Below are 19,480 nucleotides of genomic sequence, written 5' to 3' on the forward strand. Positions count from 1 at the left end.
CTTTTGGCTGTGCTTTGTGCAAGTCTGCACAGATCCTATAAAGCCCGTCGGCTAACATTCTTAGCCTTATCCAACTAATGCCAGCAAAATACCCGCAGCAACTGCTGAGCCTAAGACACCCGCCACATTTGGCCCCATTGCGTGCATGAGCAAGAAGTTTTGCGGGTTAGCTTCAAGACCAACCTTGTTGACCACACGCGCAGCCATTGGCACCGCCGAAACCCCTGCAGCGCCAATAAGCGGGTTAATTGCCTCTTTTGAAAACTTATTCAGCAGTTTTGCCATAATTACGCCCGCACCCGTACCAATACTAAATGCGACCGCACCTAAGCCCAAAATACCCAAAGTCTCCAAATTAAGGAACTGATCTGCCTGAAGTTTTGAGCCAACACCTAGCCCCAAGAATATGGTCACTATATTGATAAGCTCGTTCTGCGCGGTTTTCGATAAACGCTCAACCACACCGGCCTCGCGCATTAGGTTACCGAGACAGAACATACCGACAAGCGGTGTTGCCGAAGGCAAAAACAGAATGGTCATAGCCAATACAGCGAGCGGGAAAATCACTTTTTCCGCTTTGCCGACGTGGCGCAGCTGAGCCATTTTGATCTTACGCTCCTCTGGTGTGGTCAGTGCTTTCATGATTGGTGGCTGAATGATTGGTACCAGTGCCATGTAGCTATAGGCGGCAACCGCAATCGCTCCCAATAAGTCTGGCGAGAGACGACTGGCGAGGAAAATGGCTGTCGGGCCATCGGCACCACCAATAATCGCAATGGATGACGCATCCTTCATGGTAAATTCCATACCAGGAATGAAGTTAAGAATGATTGCGCCAAACAAAGTCGCAAAAATACCAAACTGCGCTGCCGCGCCGAGCCACAAGGTTTTAGGGTTAGCAATCAACGCGCCAAAATCGGTCATCGCCCCAACGCCCATAAAGATGAGCAGAGGGAAAACCCCTGACTCAATCCCGATGTAGTAGACGTAGTACAAAATACCACCCGGCTCGGTAAAACCTGCGTTGGGAATGTTAGCTAAAATGGCACCAAAACCAATCGGAAGCAAAAGCAGTGGCTCAAAGCCACGCTTGATCGCCAAATAAAGCAAAACACAGCCCACTGCCATCATGCACAGTTGGCCGAATTCAAAATGGGCGATCCCTGTTTCAGACCATAAGGTCATCAATCCTTCCATGATACTCCCTTACGCCAAGCTCAATAGAGGCGAGCCAACGGTAACAGCGTCGCCCTCTTTAACATTAAGCTCTTGCACGATACCGCTGCGCGCTGCGCGAACTTCCGTTTCCATCTTCATCGCTTCTAGGATCAGTAACACGTCACCCTCAGCCACTTCACTGCCCGGTTGAACATGGACTTTAAAGATGTTACCGGCCAACGGTGCTGGCACGGCCTCTGCGGCAGGCGCTGCAGCTGCAGGCGCAGGTGCACTCGCACCGGCTGGCGTCACAGAGGTCAACTCACCTTGAGGGCCAACTTCGACTTGATACACTTGGCCATCGACGCGAACGCTATAACTCTCTACTGAGGTATTTAATGCAACTGGCGAGCTTGCTACTGCTGGTTGCGCTGCTTCTAACGTTGGCGCTGGTTCAAATGCATCAGGGTTGCCGCGATTTTTGAGGAATTTAAGCCCAACTTGTGGGAACAAGGCGTAAGTTAAAACATCGTCCACTGCGTCTTTAGCCAGTGCGATATTATCCTGTTTGGCTTTGTCCAATAGATCGGCTGTTAGAGTATCAAGCTCAGCCTCAAGCAGATCGGCAGGGCGGCAAGTGATGGCACTAGCCCCATCCAATACGCGAGCTTGCAATTGAGCATTGACTTCCGCAGGTGCCGCGCCGTATTCGCCTTTGAGCACGCCAGCGGTTTCTTTGGTGATGCTCTTATAGCGTTCGCCGGTCAACACGTTGATCACCGCTTGCGTACCAACAATTTGTGAGGTTGGTGTGACTAGTGGAATGTAGCCAAGATCTTGACGCACGCGTGGGATCTCTTCGAGCACTTCATCAATGCGATCCGCCGCGCCTTGCTCTTTGAGTTGACCTTCCATGTTCGTCAACATGCCACCTGGGACTTGAGCAATCAAAATTCGAGAATCGACCCCTTTGAGTGATCCTTCCCACTTGGCGTACTTTTTACGTACTTCTCTGAAATACGCCGCAATCGGCTCTAACTGCTCAAGTTTGAGCCCAGTATCACGCTCAGTGCCTTGCAACATAGCAACCACAGTCTCGGTCGGTGTATGACCGTACGTGCAGCTCATCGAGGAAATTGAGGTATCGAGAATATCAATCCCGGCTTCAACGGCCTTCACTGCAGTGGCGGTTGAAAGGCCAGTGGTGGCATGACAATGCAGCGCTAATGGCACATCACATGAGGCTTTAATGCGCGTAATGAGCTCTTCAGCCTCATAAGGTTTAAGCAAACCCGACATATCTTTGATACACAAAGAGTGACAACCGAGATCTTCCAAACGTTTAGCTAAATCAACCCAAGTGTCAGTATTGTGAACCGGGCTTGTCGTGTATGACAGCGTACCTTGCGCATGAGCCCCCACATCCACGGTTGCTTTAACCGCTTTTTGGAAATTACGAACATCGTTCATCGCATCAAAGATGCGAAATACATCCATACCATTGGTATGAGCGCGTTCAACAAATTTTTCTACAACATCATCAGCATAATGACGATAGCCCAACAAATTCTGCCCACGTAGCAACATCTGCATTGGAGTGTTTGGCATGGCTTTTTTCAGCTCACGCAAACGCTCCCAAGGATCCTCTCCCAAAAAACGAATACAGGCATCAAAAGTTGCTCCACCCCAAGTTTCAAGTGACCAGTACCCCACTTTGTCGAGCTCAGCTGCGATTGGCAGCATATCTTCGATACGCATGCGAGTCGCAAAAAGCGATTGGTGGGCGTCACGTAATACCACATCGGTTAGCGCCAATGGTTTAGACATGCTTTAAAACTCCTTTTTATGTTCCAACAACTGTTATTTCGCGACCGCTGAACGGTGCTGATGAACCGCAGCAGAGATTGCCGCCACAACTTGCGGACTGACAGCGGTTGGAGAAGATTGATTCTGTATTTTTTTTGTGGGCGTCGCGACAGGCTCTGGCGCGTCTTCAGGTAGCAGTCGCGACATCAACTGCACCAAGTAGACAAGAATGGTCAGAAATAAAAATACGAAGCACATGCCCGTTGCCATTAGGGCTGCCGCATCGATAAGTAGGCTTCCAATATTTGTCATTTTGCTTCCTTTCAATGATGTTCAGTGCATTTGATTGATTCTCGTCACTGCCTCTCTATGCGCCATGCAGCACAGATCGTAGCGCAAACACACTAACTCACCGATTATCTCGATTGGTTAAATATTGTCAATTTTGTTGAATAACAGCGCAGCTTTTGACGCAATTTTGATTATTTATTCATAAGCCAGATCACATAATCGACAGAAAAAATTCTGCTATTAACTGTTTTTTTCAGCCTAATTGAGCCATGAAAGGAAATCTGAGAGCGAGGTTATAATTCGCAAAGCACGCAATGCTGAAAATAAGCAAAGCGCGGCTTAAAGCACAAAATTCGGGGAAATATGAAATTGGTGGCGATTTATAATCACACTAGTCGATTCTCAGTGGTAAACCGTCAGCACAATTAACGACTCCTATCTGACAATGCGAGCGTCAATTACTAAAGCCAGTTACTTTGACTATGCGTCTTTTCGTCAACCCGCAATTAATGAATACATACGCACTTTTAACAACATTTTTGCAACATGCATATGTCGTGCGGTTACGGTCGAGTGATTAGACTAAAGAAGTGTGAAAAGAGTAAATTGGACGAATAAAAAAGGCCTCGCAAATGCGAGGCCTTAATATAATATGGCGCGCTCGAGAGGATTCGAACCTCTGACCGCCTGGTTCGTAGCCAGGTACTCTATCCAGCTGAGCTACGAGCGCGCTGTTTTTTGTATATCGATGAAAAAAATCCAACGATACACTGGGCATTACCCTAAATTCTCTTCTCTTAAAGAGAAATGGCGCGCTCGGGAGGATTCGAACCTCCGACCGCCTGGTTCGTAGCCAGGTACTCTATCCAGCTGAGCTACGAGCGCGCTGTTTTTTTGTATATCGGTGAAAAAATCCAACGATACACTGGGCATTACCCTAAATTGTCTTCTCTTAAAGAGAAATGGCGCGCTCGGGAGGATTCGAACCTCCGACCGCCTGGTTCGTAGCCAGGTACTCTATCCAGCTGAGCTACGAGCGCGCTGTTTTTTGCTTTCAATTTATTAATAAATTAAAAACAGGGCTTTCGCCTAATTTTGCAATATAACGGTTCCTCACTTCAACTTTTCGTTAAAGAAAAGAAGAATGGCGCGCTCGGGAGGATTCGAACCTCCGACCGCCTGGTTCGTAGCCAGGTACTCTATCCAGCTGAGCTACGAGCGCGCTGAGGATGTGAACTATATCACAAAGATTTTCTTTAGGAACAAAAAAATTGACCTTTCAGTCAATAAAATGGCGGTGAAGGAGGGATTCGAACCCTCGATACGGGATAAACCGTATACTCCCTTAGCAGGGGAGCGCCTTCAGCCTCTCGGCCACCTCACCACTTTTTATTTCTGTTCTCATAAAGAGAATGGCGCGCTCGGGAGGATTCGAACCTCCGACCGCCTGGTTCGTAGCCAGGTACTCTATCCAGCTGAGCTACGAGCGCGCTGAGGATGTGAACTATATCACAAAGATTTTCTTTAGGAACAAAAAAATTGACCTTTCAGTCAATAAAATGGCGGTGAAGGAGGGATTCGAACCCTCGATACGGGATAAACCGTATACTCCCTTAGCAGGGGAGCGCCTTCAGCCTCTCGGCCACCTCACCGTCTTGCGGAGGCACATATTACGATTTACCGAAAATAAGTCAAACACTTTCTGTGAAAAAATTGCGGAAAATCGCTTGAGTGCCGAGCATTTAACCAAAGCGTCGATTTATCCAACACAACTGGCCTCAGAGCAGTTCTCTAAGCATAAAAAAGCGATAAAAAAAGACCAACATAACGTTGGCCTTTTTTGATTGCGATCACTAAGTGTGGCACGATTAATAATTGCCAGAAGCAACGTTACCATTGCCCTTTTCTGCCTGTATACGCATATAAATTTCTTCACGGTGAACCGAAACCTCTTTTGGAGCGTTCACACCGATGCGTACTTGGTTGCCCTTTACTCCAAGCACAGTTACAGTAACTTCATCACCAATCATCAGAGTTTCGCCAACGCGGCGAGTCAAAATCAACATTCTTTAGCTCCTTGAGTCATCTCTAATTTGCTTGCTACTTCGCTATTATCCATCAAAATTTATAATTTCGTAAACTCTCTATTCAACAATCTCGTTAAACAGTGCTGTTTTCGCCTACGCAAACGTTGGCGTCATAACCACATACGTATCATGAAGAATATTAGCCGCACACTCTAAGGCATTTGGCACCACACTAAAGGATACGGTGCTCGCTCCGCTTGCTTGCAAGAGTGGCGTGATATGCTGCGAATCAAGCAGCGATTTTGCGTGCTCTGCTAACTCGCTCGCTTGAGTTCCAACTAGCGTCAGCAAAGATACCCAATCACTATTGTGGATTTTACTATCAAATACCAGCTCCAATTTTGCGAAAGCCTCTTGTCTTATCAAGAGTTGAAGCTTGCTCTCATTCTCAACATGCGCAACGACCTCAATTCCAACCGACTGACATTGGATCAAAACAGTTTCGAGACTCACATCATGTAACTCAACTTGCACCGCATCTTTTAATAGCGCCAGTCCTGTCACTGGTGCGGCTTGACTATGCACTACCATACTTCCACCGTCGGTATCAAACGTCGAAAGCACGCGTAATGGGATATTGTGTTGAGCCGCGTAGCGTACTGAAGGAAGATGTAGCACTTTGGCCCCGAAACTGGCCATCACCTCCATTGAATCAAAATCAATACTCGCTAACTTACGTGCGCCAGTCACGATACGAGGATCGCTGGTATAAACCCCATCAACATCGGTGTAAATTTGACACTCCTCGGCACTGAGCGCGCCGGCAAGCACCACTGCACTGGTATCGGAGCCGCCGCGACCCAGTGTGGTGATATCACCGTGTTCAGTGACACCTTGAAAACCCGCCACAATAACGATCGTATCTTGCGCCAATAGCCTGCGTATGGGCGTGCAATCAATATGACGAATGGTGGCATCATTGTGTTGAGTGTTGGTCAGAATTCGCGCTTGCGCGCCATTGAGCGATTGCGCGCGATAGCCTCGTGTATTTAACGTCATAGCCAACAACGCCATGGCCACTTGTTCGCCTGCCGCTAGCAGTACATCCAGTTCTCGCGCCTGTGGCACCGCATCGATTTGCTGCGCGAGACCCAATAGACGGTTGGTTTCACCGGCCATTGCCGAAACCACCACCACCACGTCTTGTCCGGCCTCTTTTGCCGCTATTACATGCTCAGCAACCTTTGCAATTCGCTCAATAGAGCCCATTGATGTGCCACCAAACTTTTGCACCACGACTGGCTTATTCACTAACGTTTACCTTCTTAGGGTCTGCTATGTTCATCTCATTCAACGCGCTGGCTCTGAATGCCGTATCTTGGGATCACTTAGGTATATATACCCAAACAACGTGAAGATGCAGGTAGGCGACCAACGAACAAAGCCTCTGAGCATAGATACACTATGTGATGAGGTTTGTGAGTGCGCGTCAACACCGCTGCAACTTCAAGTAGGACGGGTATAACAAAATAAGGGCGCGCCAACGCGCACCCTTTTCATTATGGCTAAGAGCGCTGGTGTCCAGCGCTCGTTCCGGTGATATCAATCACAGGCGCTCAGTAAGCCAAGCCTCAACACTGTCAAGCGCGGCAGGAAGCGCTGCAGCATCGGTACCACCCGCCTGAGCCATATCAGGACGACCGCCACCTTTACCACCAACTTGCTGCGCCACCATGTTGACGAGCTCGCCCGCTTTCACTTGGCCGATAAGGTCTTTTGTCACACCCGCAATCAGGCCGACTTTATCATCTGCGACATTGCCAAGCATAATAACGCCACTGCCGAGTTGATTTTTCAGCTCATCAACCATACCGCGCAGTGCTTTGTTATCAGCACCATCAAGCTTGGCAACCAGCACTTTGATGCCATTGATCTGTTTAACTTGATTAATCAAGCTTGCGCTGGCTTGGGCTGCTAACTTGTCTTTTAGCTGTGCGAGCTCTTTTTCCAATGCTTTCGCTTTGGTTGCCGCTTCCGCAAGCTTGGCTTCAAATTTATCTTGCTGCGCTTCAATCGCATCCAGTGCGGCTTCACCCGTCACCGCTTCAATACGGCGAATGCCAGCTGCAATACCGCTTTCTGATGTGATCTTAAACAGACCGATATCTCCGGTATTATTGGCATGAATACCACCGCAAAGCTCAGTAGAGAAATCGCCCATCGAAAGCACTCGAACTTGGTCGTCGTATTTCTCACCGAACAATGCCATTGCGCCTTTTTCTTTGGCAGCGTCGATATCCATGATGTCAGTTTCAATCACAAGATTGCGACGAATTTGCGCGTTAACCAAACGTTCAACCGTCTTAATTTCTGCGGCTGTCATCGCTTCAAGATGCGAGAAGTCAAAACGCAAGCCTTCGGCTTTCACCAGTGAGCCTTTTTGGGTCACGTGTGTACCGAGCACTTGACGCAGCGCAGCATGAAGTAAGTGAGTTGCTGAGTGGTTCAGCGTAATGGCTGCACGGCGCTCTGCATCAACCAAAGCGTCAACATTGTCACCTTTTGCCAACACGCCTTCAACCATTACACCATGATGCGCAATCGCATTGCCCAGTTTTTGCGTATCTTCAACACGGAACAGACCTGCTGGCGTTTTAAATACACCCGCATCGCCACTTTGGCCGCCTGACTCGGCATAAAACGGCGTCTGCTCAAGCACAACGACCGCTTTGTCGCCTGCTGAGAGTGCATCGACCGCTTTGCCGTCAACAAACAGATCCGTCACCGAACTTTGACCTTCTGTGGCCGCATAACCACAGAACTCACTCGCGGTATCCACTTTGATTGCCGCGTTGTAATCCGTACCAAACTGCCCCGCTTCACGTGCACGTTGGCGCTGCTCTTCCATTGCTTTCTCAAAACCAGCTTCATCAATCGCCAGTTCACGTTCGCGAGCAACATCGTTGGTTAAGTCTGCCGGGAAGCCGTAAGTGTCGTACAGTTTAAAGACCGTTTCGCCGTCCAGTACTTTACCGTCAAGATTATCTAACGCGTCGTTTAGAATTGTCATGCCACGTTCAAGAGTACGTCCGAAGTTCTCTTCTTCGATACGAAGCACTTTCTCAACCAGCGCTTGCTGTTTCTTAAGCTCTTCACCTGCGCTACCCATCACCTCAGCAAGCACACCGACCAGCTTGTAGAAGAATGCGCCTTGTGCACCAAGCTTATTACCGTGACGCACAGCACGACGAATGATACGACGCAGTACATAGCCACGGCCTTCGTTTGATGGCATTACACCATCAACGATCAAGAATGAACATGAACGAATGTGGTCTGCAATCACGCGTAAAGATTGGTTAGACAGATCGTCATAACCTATGGTGTCTGCCGCCGATTTGATCAGTTTTTGGAACACATCGATTTCGTAGTTAGAGTGTACGCCCTGCATGATCGCAGAAATACGCTCGATCCCCATACCCGTATCCACAGATGGCTTAGGAAGAGGCTCCATCGTGCCATCAGCATGACGGTTAAACTGCATGAATACGTTGTTCCAGATTTCGATGAAACGGTCACCATCTTCTTCTGGCGAACCCGGAGGACCACCCCAAATATGATCGCCGTGATCGTAGAAGATTTCAGTACATGGACCACAAGGACCGGTATCGCCCATTTGCCAGAAGTTGTCTGACTCAAACGCTTTACCGCCTTCTTTATCACCAATGCGCACGATACGTTCGGCAGGAATGCCAATTTGCTGATTCCAGATCTCAAACGCTTCGTCATCGGTTTTATACACAGTGACTAACAGACGTTCTTTCGGCAATTGCAACGTTTCGGTCAAAAACTCCCACGCAAACTTAATCGCGTCTTCTTTGAAGTAGTCGCCAAAGCTGAAGTTACCTAACATTTCAAAGAATGTGTGGTGACGCGCCGTGAAACCTACGTTTTCAAGGTCGTTGTGTTTACCACCAGCACGTACACAACGCTGCGCCGTCGCCGCTCGAGTGTAGGCACGTTTTTCTAGGCCCAAGAAACAATCTTTAAATTGGTTCATGCCGGCGTTGGTGAATAATAAGGTCGCATCGTTGTGCGGGACCAACGATGAACTTTCTACAATCTGGTGTCCTTTGCTTTCAAAGAACTTGAGAAACGCATTGCGAACCTCATCAGTGCTCATGTACATGCAGCTCTTCCTGAAAATCGTCGAGTGAAAATTTTGCCGTATTGTAGATCATGCTTAGTGCTTCGACTAGTTTTCTGGTGGAAAACAACGCAGACGATGCGATTTTGACCACCTACTATCGTTTATTGCACTTAAACCCGAACTACTGATGGTCCTCTTTTGCCAGAGCGTAGCGAATTTGTTCAAAGTCAAACCCACGATATTGTAAAAAGCGCACCTGCTTAGCATAGTCCTTGGCGTCCATTGCGATACGCCCTTTGAATTTTTTCTTCGCCGTGGTTCGAGCCAGTTCAAACCAATCGACTTCAGCCTCGTCCAGAACCGCTGCAATAATAGTGTCGTCAACGCGCTTTTGTTGCAGTTCTTGTCGTATTCGTCGTTCGCCATGGCCTTTGTATAAATGCTGACGCAGTTGAGCCTGAGCAAAACGCCTATCATCCAAATAACCATATTCGGCGCACAGCGATAGCGTCGCTGCAACATCCTGCGGCTCAAACCCTTTCAATAACAGCTTTTGCTCAAGTTCATAACGGCCATGGTCACGCCGACTCAGCAATTGAATCGCGGCCTCTTTTGCACTGATTTTCTGTGGAGGGGAATACGCCATGTTACTCCTTGGTCATAGGCAGATGCTGAGTGCCGTCTTTAACTCGATGATAAATAAAACAGCGACACCAATAAAAAACCCTACCGAAGTAGGGTTTAATATCAAACTGAGTCAGTTTAAAACTCTTCTTGCTCTGGCGCTTCATCCGCCTCTTGCGCTTCCATTGTCGCAGGTGATAGCAGCATATCACGCAATGTTTTATCAATGGTTTTTGCAATGTCTGTGTGTTCGCGCAGGAAATTACAAGCGTTGGCTTTGCCTTGGCCAATCTTGTCACCGTTATAGCTATACCAGGCGCCGGCTTTTTCAATCAGCTTATGCTTCACGCCCAAATCAACCAATTCACCTTCACGGTTAAAGCCTTGGCCGTACATGATTTGAGTATTGGCTTCTTTAAATGGCGCTGCAATCTTGTTCTTCACCACTTTAATGCGGGTTTCATTACCCACCACTTCGTCACCCTCTTTGATAGAGCCGGTACGACGAATATCTAGACGCACTGAGGCGTAGAATTTGAGCGCATTACCACCTGTTGTGGTTTCTGGGTTACCAAACATAACCCCAATCTTCATACGAATTTGGTTAATGAAGATACACATACAGTTTGATTGCTTCAGGTTACCGGTCAACTTACGCATCGCTTGCGATAGCATACGCGCCTGCAAGCCCATATGGCTGTCACCCATCTCACCTTCGATTTCGGCTTTCGGTGTCAATGCGGCGACTGAGTCCACCACCATTACGTCTACCGCACCTGAACGTGCCAACGCATCACAAATTTCAAGCGCTTGCTCACCAGTATCAGGTTGAGAAACCAAAAGCTCATCAATGTTAACGCCCAATTTCTTCGCATAAACAGGGTCAAGAGCGTGTTCCGCATCGATAAACGCACAGGTTTTACCTTCACGTTGAGCTGCAGCAATCAGTTCCAGTGTCAAGGTGGTTTTGCCCGAAGATTCTGGTCCATAGATTTCAACAATGCGGCCCATTGGCAGGCCACCAGCGCCTAAGGCGATATCAAGAGAAAGTGAGCCCGTTGAAATGGTTTCGACATCCATAGCTCGGTTATCACCGAGGCGCATGATTGAGCCTTTACCGAATTGCTTTTCAATTTGACCTAATGCGGCGGCCAGAGCTTTTTGTTTGTTCTCGTCCATCACTTTCTCCGTTGAACTAATAGCGTGAATGCGCTTTAGCTAAAATGGTCAGCCAACAACTTGAGTCCATCTCGCAAAGATTGGGCACAATCTGCGAAACGTCATTGCCGTCGTCATTGGCAGAATTAAATTGATCTCAACTCAGTTGAGTTTATGCCGTCATTATACTGTTGATTCATACAGTGTCCAGAGGCGAGTACAAATTTTCCTGCATCATCACATTTTGGGTTCCACGCATGACAAAGATTGCTATGCGATTCTATACCCAAGTAACCTCAAATATCATCGGCATAATGATCCAGCATCACTTGCAACGCATACCGTACCACCTCGGCTCTCACCTGAGCACGATCCCCTGAAAAGTGCCGAGTTTCACAATGACGCCAACCGTAGCTGTCAGCCCACGCCAAGCAGACCGTTCCCACTGGCTTAAGTGGGGTTCCTCCGGTTGGGCCAGCAATGCCGCTCACCGCAACCGCGGTACGTGGTAACTCTACGCCTAACGCGCCGAGTGCCATCTGCTGAACAACAGGCTCACTCACCGCGCCGTATTGCTCTAGAGCCTGAGTGGTCACATTTAGCATTTGCTGCTTGGCCTCGTTTGTATACGTCACATAGCCGCGATCAAACCAAGCGGAGCTGCCTGCAACATCGGTCATCGCACTCGCAATGCCCCCGCCAGTACACGACTCTGCTGTTGCCATCATAAGGCCTTGACGGACTAGTGCCTGCCCAAGCTGAGCGCTTAACTTTAACGTACTCATCACGCTTTCCTTTTATAATCAGTGGCGCTTTCGCTTTCTAACTCGTTAAAAAATAACATAACCATAAGTGGAGAAAAGCTCAAATATCATCGTGCAGTCATGAGCGCTGTTCGATTCTCTTTTGGCCCGATTTTTGTTATTATTTCGAGCTGCCTTATTGCAGCTCATCAATCCGATTTCACCTCATTGGAACGGCCAATATTGAAGCCATGCCAACCACTCAAGCATTGAACTAAATAAGATGAAACAGAAGACCAGCCCGCTAAAAGACAAAAACGCCACGCATACCCCTATGATGCAGCAATACCTAAAGCTTAAGGCCGAAAACCCCGACATCTTACTCTTCTATCGCATGGGGGACTTTTACGAGCTGTTTTATGATGATGCGAAACGTGCATCGCAACTGCTTGATATTTCGCTGACCAAGCGTGGCGCTTCGGCAGGCGGGCCAATCCCAATGGCAGGTGTTCCCTATCATGCTGTCGAGGGTTACTTGGCAAAGTTAGTGCAACTGGGGGAATCGGTCGCAATTTGCGAACAAGTTGGCGACCCTGCCACCAGCAAAGGCCCTGTTGAGCGTAAAGTTGTTCGAATTGTCACACCCGGCACCGTAACCGACGAGGCTTTGTTATCGGAACGAACTGATAACCTGATCGGCGCTATTTTTCATCATCAAGGCCATTTTGGTTACGCGACTCTTGATGTCACCTCAGGTCGTTTTCAACTCACCGAGCCTGCAACTCAAGAGGCGATGGCGGCCGAATTGCAACGTACCGCACCACGCGAGCTGCTGTTTCCTGAAGATTTTGAGCCAGTTGAACTTCTTGCTCATCGTCATGGTAATCGTCGTCGCCCAGTGTGGGAGTTTGAGCTTGATACCGCTAAGCAGCAGTTAAATCAGCAATTTGGCACTCGTGATTTGGTTGGCTTTGGCGTTGAACACGCCACATTGGGTTTGTGCGCGGCAGGTTGTTTAATTCAATATGTCAAAGACACTCAGCGTACCGCGCTGCCTCACATTCGCTCGCTCACACTGGATCGCCAAGATAACTCAGTAATCCTTGATGCGGCCACTCGCCGCAATCTTGAGCTCACAGTCAATCTTGCGGGTGGCAACGATAATACGTTAGCAGAGGTGCTCGATCATACCGCTACCGCGATGGGCAGCCGCATGTTAAAACGCTGGCTTCATCAGCCAATGCGCACTCGCGAACTGTTGGATCAGCGCCTTGATGCGATTGGTGAAATTAAAGCCTCGGCACTGTTTGAAGAACTTAACCCCACACTCAAACAGATTGGCGATATCGAACGTATTTTAGCCCGTGTCGCATTGCGTTCCGCACGCCCAAGAGATCTCGCACGGCTGCGTTACGCGTTGCAGCAATTACCCGAGTTAGCAGGCCATCTGACTAGCCTAAGTCATACGCACCTTGAGCAGCTGCGCATCGATGCATCGCCGCTGCCCGAACTGTGCGATTTATTAGAACGTGCCATTTGTGATAACCCACCAGTGGTGATTCGAGATGGCGGGGTGATTGCTCAAGGCTATAATGCCGAACTGGATGAGTGGCGCGATTTGGCTAATGGCGCGACCGAATACTTAGAACGCCTTGAATCTGACGAACGCGAGCGTCATGGCATCGACACGCTGAAAGTCGGTTATAACGCCGTTCATGGGTTTTATATTCAGGTCAGCCGAGGGCAAAGTCATCTCGTACCGCCGCATTATGTTCGCCGTCAAACATTGAAAAATGCCGAACGTTACATTATTCAAGAATTGAAAGAGCACGAAGACAAAGTATTAAATTCAAAATCAAAGGCACTGGCCGTTGAGAAAAAACTGTGGGACGAATTGTTTGATTTGATTCTGCCGCAGCTTGCAACCTTGCAAACCCTTGCGGCGGCCGTGGCTCAACTCGATGTACTGCAAAATCTGGCAGAGCGTGCCGAGACATTGGATTATTGCCGTCCCGTATTGAGCTTAGAGCCGGGTATCGACATTCTAGCTGGTCGCCACCCTGTGGTTGAACGCGTTGCAAAAGATCCTTTTATTGCCAACCCTGTGGCTCTCAACCCGGAACGTAAAATGTTGATAATTACCGGCCCGAACATGGGCGGTAAATCGACGTATATGCGTCAGACGGCTCTTATTGCACTACTAGCGCATATCGGCTGTTATGTCCCGGCTGCGCAAGCCACCATTGGCCCGATTGATCGTATCTTTACTCGTATTGGTGCCTCAGACGATCTCGCCTCTGGTCGCTCCACCTTTATGGTCGAAATGACCGAAACCGCTAATATTTTGCATAACGCAACCCAAAACAGCCTCGTGCTAATGGATGAAATTGGCCGTGGTACGAGCACTTATGATGGTCTCTCATTGGCCTGGGCAAGTGCTGAATGGCTTGCCAGCCGCATCGGTGCGATGACGTTATTTGCGACCCACTATTTTGAGCTAACTGAGTTGCCCGCATTACTGCCCAATCTCGCCAACGTGCACCTAGATGCAATTGAACATGGCGATAGCATTGCCTTTATGCATGCGGTTCAAGAAGGCGCGGCCAGTAAATCATTTGGTTTGGCAGTAGCAGGACTGGCAGGCGTGCCAAAAGAGGTGGTGCGGCAAGCGCGCAATAAACTGACTCAGTTAGAGCAGCAAGGCCAACATCAATCGATTGTCAGCCAGCCGCGTTCGGCGGTCGATGTCGCCAACCAACTCAGCCTGATCCCTGAGCCATCTGAGGTTGAAAAAGTTCTTGCCGAGATCAACCCTGATGAACTCTCGCCACGTCAAGCGCTCGAAGAGTTGTATCGATTAAAGCAGCTGCTTTAGAGTCCACTCTAAGCGCTGACCAATAAAAAGGCGATGGTTTCAATCCATCGCCTTTTCGCATCAGCAGCACACTGGTTAAACGTCGTCCTCAACGCTAAACAAATTTTCCATATTGAGGCCTTGCTTAAGTAAAATCTCACGCAATCGACGCAAGCCTTCAACCTAAATTTGACGCACACGCTCTCGCGTCAAACCGATTTCACGCCCAACTTCCTCAAGCGTTGACGGTTCATAACCGAGTAAACCAAAACGGCGAGCGAGTACTTCCTTTTGTTTCGGATTGAGTTCATCGAGCCAGTCGATTAAAGAGGTCTTAATATCTTCATCTTGTGTCGAGACTTCTGGATCTGAATTGTTTACATCCGGAATAATATCCAACAGCGCTTTCTCGCCATCGCCACCGATTGGCGTGTCGACCGAGCTGATGCGCTCATTCAAACGCAGCATCTTACTCACATCTTCAACTGGAATATCGAGCTGAGCAGCGATTTCTTCCGCTGTGGGCTCATGATCGAGTTTTTGTGAGAGTTCACGCGCGGTGCGCAAATAGATGTTAAGTTCTTTGACAACATGGATGGGCAAGCGAATGGTGCGAGTTTGGTTCATTAATGCACGTTCAATCGTTTGACGAATCCACCACGTTGCGTAGGTGGAAAAACGAAAGCCACGTTCTGGGTCAAACTTCTCTACCGCTCGAATGAGACCCAAATTGCCTTCTTCGATTAAGTCGAGCAATGCCAGTCCGCGATTGCTGTAGCGTCGAGAAATCTTCACCACAAGGCGTAAATTACTCTCTATCATTCGTTTGCGTGCCACTTCATCGCCGCGTAAGGCTCGACGTGCATAAAGCACCTCTTCATCTGCGGTTAGAAGTGGTGAAAAGCCGATTTCACCGAGATAAAGTTGAGTCGCATCCAAACTTTTGTTACTGGCATCAAACTCCTCGCGTTGTGATGCCTTTTCGTCTGTTGCCGTTTTTTCAACTTCTGTTTCTATGGTATCCAGTGCATTTGGATCCATTTCAAATTCATCAACTTTGGCTGCTGTATTGCTTATGCTCATAAACGCCTCCCCCTGGCGAGTTAGCAAACATTACTGCTTAATATGTTAGCTTCGTAGTTTCACAAGTCTTAAGTTTCGCAAGTCTGTTCAAAGTTCGGTTTAGGGCAAATACCGCTTCGGATTTACCGATTTGCCTTGATATCGAATTTCAAAGTGCAATCGAACGCTCTTACTTCCTGAGCTGCCCATGGTGGCAATTTTTTGACCAGCCTTTACACCTTGTCCTTCTTTCACTAACAACTGATCGTTGTGAGCGTATGCGCTTAAATAATTATCGTTATGTTTTATTATAATAAGATTGCCATAGCCTCTGAGCGCATTTCCAGAGTAGACAACGGTACCACTGGCTGTTGACACAATGCTTTGGCCTCGCCTTCCGGCAATATCAATCCCTTTATTACCTTGTTCGCCAGCCGAATAGTTTTCAATTACCCTCCCTTTTGTTGGCCATAACCATTTGGACACCTTTGCATTACTGACTGTTTTATTGACAGGAGTAATAGATTTTGCTGGTTTATTAACCGTTTCTTTACCTTTTGCAACAACATACTCTTTTGGTTTAGATTGTTCAACCTCCTTCGATGGCACCTTCTTTGGGGGAATGGGTGCCTTGGGCGCTGAGTTTTTACTCAAATTGGAGGTTGGCTTGGGTAACGCGGCAGGGGCCGCCGCAACGACTTTCGCTGGCGCTGTAACCTTGGATACCGCGACACTGCTGGGTTTGCTCTTTGGTACCACTTTACCAAATTGTGGCGCGACATATTTCTCACCCCACAACTTTAACTTCTGCCCGGGAAATATGGTGTAGGGTGCGTCCAGCTGATTGTAAACGATAAGATCGTTTACATTCTTATCTGTGAGATAAGCGATGAAATAAAGAGTATCGCCTTTTTGCACTTCATAGTAACTGCCACGGTAGCTCCCCCGTTCAACGCTGTCATAATCTTTGTTCAATCCGGAAACTGGCGCAGGGTAACGACTTACACATGCGGTAAGCAAAGACGTCAAAAGCAGAGAGAAGGCAATGCGGCTAAACATAGGTTGAAAACTCTTACGCTAAATCACCTGAAATCAAGGGAACAAAGTGGACGGCTTCAACCTCAGTGGTTGTCACCTCACCCTCACGGCGCTCAATGAGCAGCAGTTGCTGCGCTAACTCACCGACGGGGATCACCATTTTCCCCCCTTCCGCTAATTGATCCACAAGGCTGGTTGGTACAGACTTCGCGGCAGCGGTGACAATAATGGCATCAAATGGGCCCTTTGCGGCCCAGCCCAGCCAGCCATCCCCGTGCTTTGTTGCAACATTATACAAATCCAGTGCTTTTAAGCGACGCTTCGCGTCCCATTGCAACGTTTTGATCCGTTCTACGGAATAAACCGAATCGACCAACTGTGCTAACACTGCCGTTTGGTAGCCAGAACCAGTCCCAATTTCAAGCACTCGGTGATGACGTTCTAATTGAAGTAACTGGGTCATTTTCGCCACGATATAGGGCTGTGAAATTGTCTGACCTTGTCCGATTGGTAACGCATTATTACTGTAGGCTTGATGATGCATTGCATGAGAAACAAAGTGCTCACGAGGCACACGATATATTGCTTCAAGCACTTGACTGTCTGTGATGCCATGATTGGCAAGAAAATGCACTAAGGTTCGTGCATGCGGATTTGTCACGCTATTTGTCCTGTAACCAAAGTGCCATTGCAGCAAGCGATTGATGAGCGGTTAAGTCCACCTGAAGTGGTGTTATTGAAACAAACCCCTGATCAATAGCATAAAAATCAGTGCCTTCTCCCGCATCTTGCTCTTTACCGGGAGGGCCTAACCAATATATATCATGACCGCGTGGATCGTGTTGCTTAATCATGGCTTCTGCGTGATGGCGCGCGCCTAATCGAGTCACTCTTTTGCCGGCTAACTCCGCATACGGTTTATCGGGTACATTAATATTGAGCAGTCGGTTGGCTGGTATGGCAGAGATAAGATGCTGCTCAACCACCTCACGCGCCACTTGCGCCGCGGTAGCAAAATGATGTTGGCCGACAAGCGAAAGTGCTATGGATTGAACACCAAGAAAATGCCCCTCCATCGCAGCAGCAACCGTACCAGAATACAGCACATCATCGCCCAAATTCGCTCCATGATTGATGCCAGTGAGTACTAAGTCGGGCAGCGCGTCTTTCATCAATTCGTTAAGCGCGTAGTGAACACAATCGGTTGGTGTTCCTTGCACCGAGTAGACATTCGGCGCAATTTGCTGCACGCGAATAGGCTGTTCTAACGTCAAAGAATTGGACGCGCCTGAACGATTACGATCAGGTGCGACAATCGTGATATCAGCCAAATCACGCAAGGCGTCAGCTAAGGCGTGGATCCCTTGCGCATGAACGCCATCGTCGTTACTCAACAAAATGCTCAGACGAGCGCCGTTGTGATAAAGTTGTGACGTTTGACTCATGAGTAATGCCGCTCAACCACAATTTCCTCCACCAATTCGCGCACAATTGCGGTCGCAAAAGAGCCGGCATCCAATGAAAAAGAGAGAGTAATCGCGTCCTTTGCCACTTCCCAGCTCAAATCGTGGGGCATCAACGAGATCGCTCGACGATCATGACGCATGCGATTGCCGCGGATCAATTGCATTAACTCAGGCTCTGATTCCAATATAGGCTGTTCAAGTGCAAGTGCAGCTCCTTGGGTTGGCAGCGCATTATCACCGGCTAAGGGAGCGGTAATCGCTGCTTTTCGTTCCGCTAATAATACTTGGTAATCGGCCAACGTAGCTTCCGTGACCAACTCATTTTGAGATTCCATTTGAGCGATATCGCCTTCAATAAAACCGTCAAAACACCCTTGTTCAATGCGCGCAGAGACCACCTGGTTAAAAATCCAAGAACGCGCGGTTGAAAGCATTAAGCTACGCTGGTTAGCGTTGCGCGTACGAACGTTGTCGCGCCCCCAACGCCGAGCCTCAACTAAGTTGTTGCCATCGCGACCAAAGCGCTGCTCGCCAAAATAGTTTGGTACGCCATGCTTGGCGATGTTAGTCAATCGAGCCAGCACCTCTTCAACGTCGGAAACCTCGGTTAAAGTCAGGGTAAAGTGATTGCCCAACAGCTCACCAGGACGCAGCTTTTTGTGATGGCGCGTCATGGCAATGATATCAATACTTGGGTATTGAGCTAGAAAACCCTGTAAATTCGGCATTTCACCATTTGGCAAATGCACACTAAGCCATTGCTCCGTGACGGCATGGCGGTCCTTTAGCCCCGCCCAACTAACATCTTTTGATTTCACGCCGCACGCTTTCGCTAACTCATTCGCGACAAAACTGGTGTTCTCGCCAGTTTTGCGAATGTGAACCATCAGGTGTTCACCGCTACCGGAAAAACGATACCCCAGCTGCTCTCTGACTTGAAAATGCTCAGGCTTTACTTTTAGTTTTGCTGTCGTGGTCGGCTTGCCGTTAAGGTAGGCCAGCGAAGATAAAATATTCGACATGGTTTTCTCTTTGCTTTACGAATTCGCATTGCGTTATGGTTATCAAATGCAAGCGAAAGTGATCATTTCGAGCTTACGCTC

The 19,480-nt window shown here is 48.4% G+C and carries 14 protein-coding genes, 7 tRNA genes and 1 pseudogene; 1 reads left to right on the plus strand and 21 read right to left on the minus strand.

The window, feature by feature from the left end:
• Window positions 1–66 precede the first annotated feature (66 nt).
• The 16 genes from HGP28_RS07830 to HGP28_RS07905 form a co-directional block, all read right to left on the minus strand.
• Window positions 67–1,197 (minus strand): sodium ion-translocating decarboxylase subunit beta, encoded by a 1,131-nt coding sequence (locus tag HGP28_RS07830; RefSeq protein WP_168835911.1) that lies wholly within the window; start codon window positions 1,195–1,197, stop codon window positions 67–69.
• 9 nt (window positions 1,198–1,206) lie between these two features.
• Window positions 1,207–2,985: a sodium-extruding oxaloacetate decarboxylase subunit alpha gene (gene oadA / locus HGP28_RS07835; RefSeq protein WP_168835912.1), complete on the minus strand. Its 1,779-nt coding sequence runs from the start codon at window positions 2,983–2,985 to the stop codon at window positions 1,207–1,209.
• A gap of 33 nt (window positions 2,986–3,018) precedes the next feature.
• Window positions 3,019–3,276, minus strand: a complete 258-nt coding sequence (locus HGP28_RS07840; protein WP_168835913.1) for an oxaloacetate decarboxylase subunit gamma — start codon at window positions 3,274–3,276, stop codon at window positions 3,019–3,021.
• 632 nt (window positions 3,277–3,908) lie between these two features.
• Window positions 3,909–3,985, minus strand: a tRNA-Arg gene (locus HGP28_RS07845).
• Between the two features lie 78 nt (window positions 3,986–4,063).
• Window positions 4,064–4,140, minus strand: a tRNA-Arg gene (locus HGP28_RS07850).
• A gap of 78 nt (window positions 4,141–4,218) precedes the next feature.
• Window positions 4,219–4,295: transfer RNA gene (locus HGP28_RS07855), tRNA-Arg, on the minus strand.
• Window positions 4,296–4,400: 105 nt separating this feature from the next.
• Window positions 4,401–4,477 (minus strand) — tRNA-Arg (locus HGP28_RS07860).
• A 70-nt stretch (window positions 4,478–4,547) separates the two neighbouring features.
• Window positions 4,548–4,639, minus strand: a tRNA-Ser gene (locus HGP28_RS07865).
• 29 nt (window positions 4,640–4,668) lie between these two features.
• Window positions 4,669–4,745 (minus strand) — tRNA-Arg (locus HGP28_RS07870).
• 70 nt (window positions 4,746–4,815) lie between these two features.
• Window positions 4,816–4,907, minus strand: a tRNA-Ser gene (locus HGP28_RS07875).
• Window positions 4,908–5,123: 216 nt separating this feature from the next.
• Complete coding sequence (gene csrA / locus HGP28_RS07880; RefSeq protein ID WP_004415691.1) at window positions 5,124–5,321, minus strand: carbon storage regulator CsrA; 198 nt, start codon at window positions 5,319–5,321, stop codon at window positions 5,124–5,126.
• A 114-nt stretch (window positions 5,322–5,435) separates the two neighbouring features.
• The gene (locus HGP28_RS07885) at window positions 5,436–6,593 is read right to left on the minus strand and encodes an aspartate kinase (protein WP_168835914.1); all 1,158 of its coding nucleotides are present in this window, start codon (window positions 6,591–6,593) and stop codon (window positions 5,436–5,438) included.
• A gap of 295 nt (window positions 6,594–6,888) precedes the next feature.
• Window positions 6,889–9,471: an alanine--tRNA ligase gene (gene alaS / locus HGP28_RS07890; RefSeq protein WP_168835915.1), complete on the minus strand. Its 2,583-nt coding sequence runs from the start codon at window positions 9,469–9,471 to the stop codon at window positions 6,889–6,891.
• Window positions 9,472–9,613: 142 nt separating this feature from the next.
• A complete protein-coding gene (gene recX / locus HGP28_RS07895) occupies window positions 9,614–10,078 on the minus strand; it encodes a recombination regulator RecX (protein WP_168835916.1) in 465 nt (154 codons plus the stop codon).
• A gap of 116 nt (window positions 10,079–10,194) precedes the next feature.
• The gene (gene recA / locus HGP28_RS07900; protein WP_168835917.1) at window positions 10,195–11,235 is read right to left on the minus strand and encodes a recombinase RecA; all 1,041 of its coding nucleotides are present in this window, start codon (window positions 11,233–11,235) and stop codon (window positions 10,195–10,197) included.
• Window positions 11,236–11,510: 275 nt separating this feature from the next.
• Entirely contained in the window at window positions 11,511–12,002 is a 492-nt protein-coding gene (locus HGP28_RS07905) for a nicotinamide-nucleotide amidohydrolase family protein (protein WP_500691550.1), read from the minus strand.
• A 238-nt stretch (window positions 12,003–12,240) separates the two neighbouring features.
• Here HGP28_RS07905 and mutS point away from each other — a divergent pair, with 238 nt between their 5' ends.
• A complete protein-coding gene (mutS, locus tag HGP28_RS07910) occupies window positions 12,241–14,832 on the plus strand; it encodes a DNA mismatch repair protein MutS (protein WP_168835919.1) in 2,592 nt (863 codons plus the stop codon).
• Window positions 14,833–14,907: 75 nt separating this feature from the next.
• Here the strand turns inward: mutS and rpoS are convergent.
• From rpoS to truD, 5 genes and pseudogenes are all read right to left on the minus strand, one after another.
• A pseudogene (rpoS, locus tag HGP28_RS07915) lies at window positions 14,908–15,894 on the minus strand (RNA polymerase sigma factor RpoS).
• Between the two features lie 99 nt (window positions 15,895–15,993).
• Entirely contained in the window at window positions 15,994–16,932 is a 939-nt protein-coding gene (gene nlpD, locus HGP28_RS07920) for a murein hydrolase activator NlpD (RefSeq protein ID WP_168835920.1), read from the minus strand.
• Window positions 16,933–16,945: 13 nt separating this feature from the next.
• Entirely contained in the window at window positions 16,946–17,572 is a 627-nt protein-coding gene (locus HGP28_RS07925) for a protein-L-isoaspartate(D-aspartate) O-methyltransferase (protein WP_168835921.1), read from the minus strand.
• 1 nt (window position 17,573) lies between these two features.
• Entirely contained in the window at window positions 17,574–18,356 is a 783-nt protein-coding gene (surE, locus tag HGP28_RS07930; RefSeq protein WP_168835922.1) for a 5'/3'-nucleotidase SurE, read from the minus strand.
• The gene (gene truD / locus HGP28_RS07935; protein ID WP_168835923.1) at window positions 18,353–19,399 is read right to left on the minus strand and encodes a tRNA pseudouridine(13) synthase TruD; all 1,047 of its coding nucleotides are present in this window, start codon (window positions 19,397–19,399) and stop codon (window positions 18,353–18,355) included. Before truD ends, surE begins: the two co-directional genes overlap by 4 nt.
• Window positions 19,400–19,480 lie beyond the last annotated feature (81 nt).

The sequence above is a fragment of the Vibrio agarilyticus genome, from assembly GCF_012641465.1.
GTDB classification, from domain to species: Bacteria; Pseudomonadota; Gammaproteobacteria; order Enterobacterales; family Vibrionaceae; genus Vibrio; species Vibrio agarilyticus.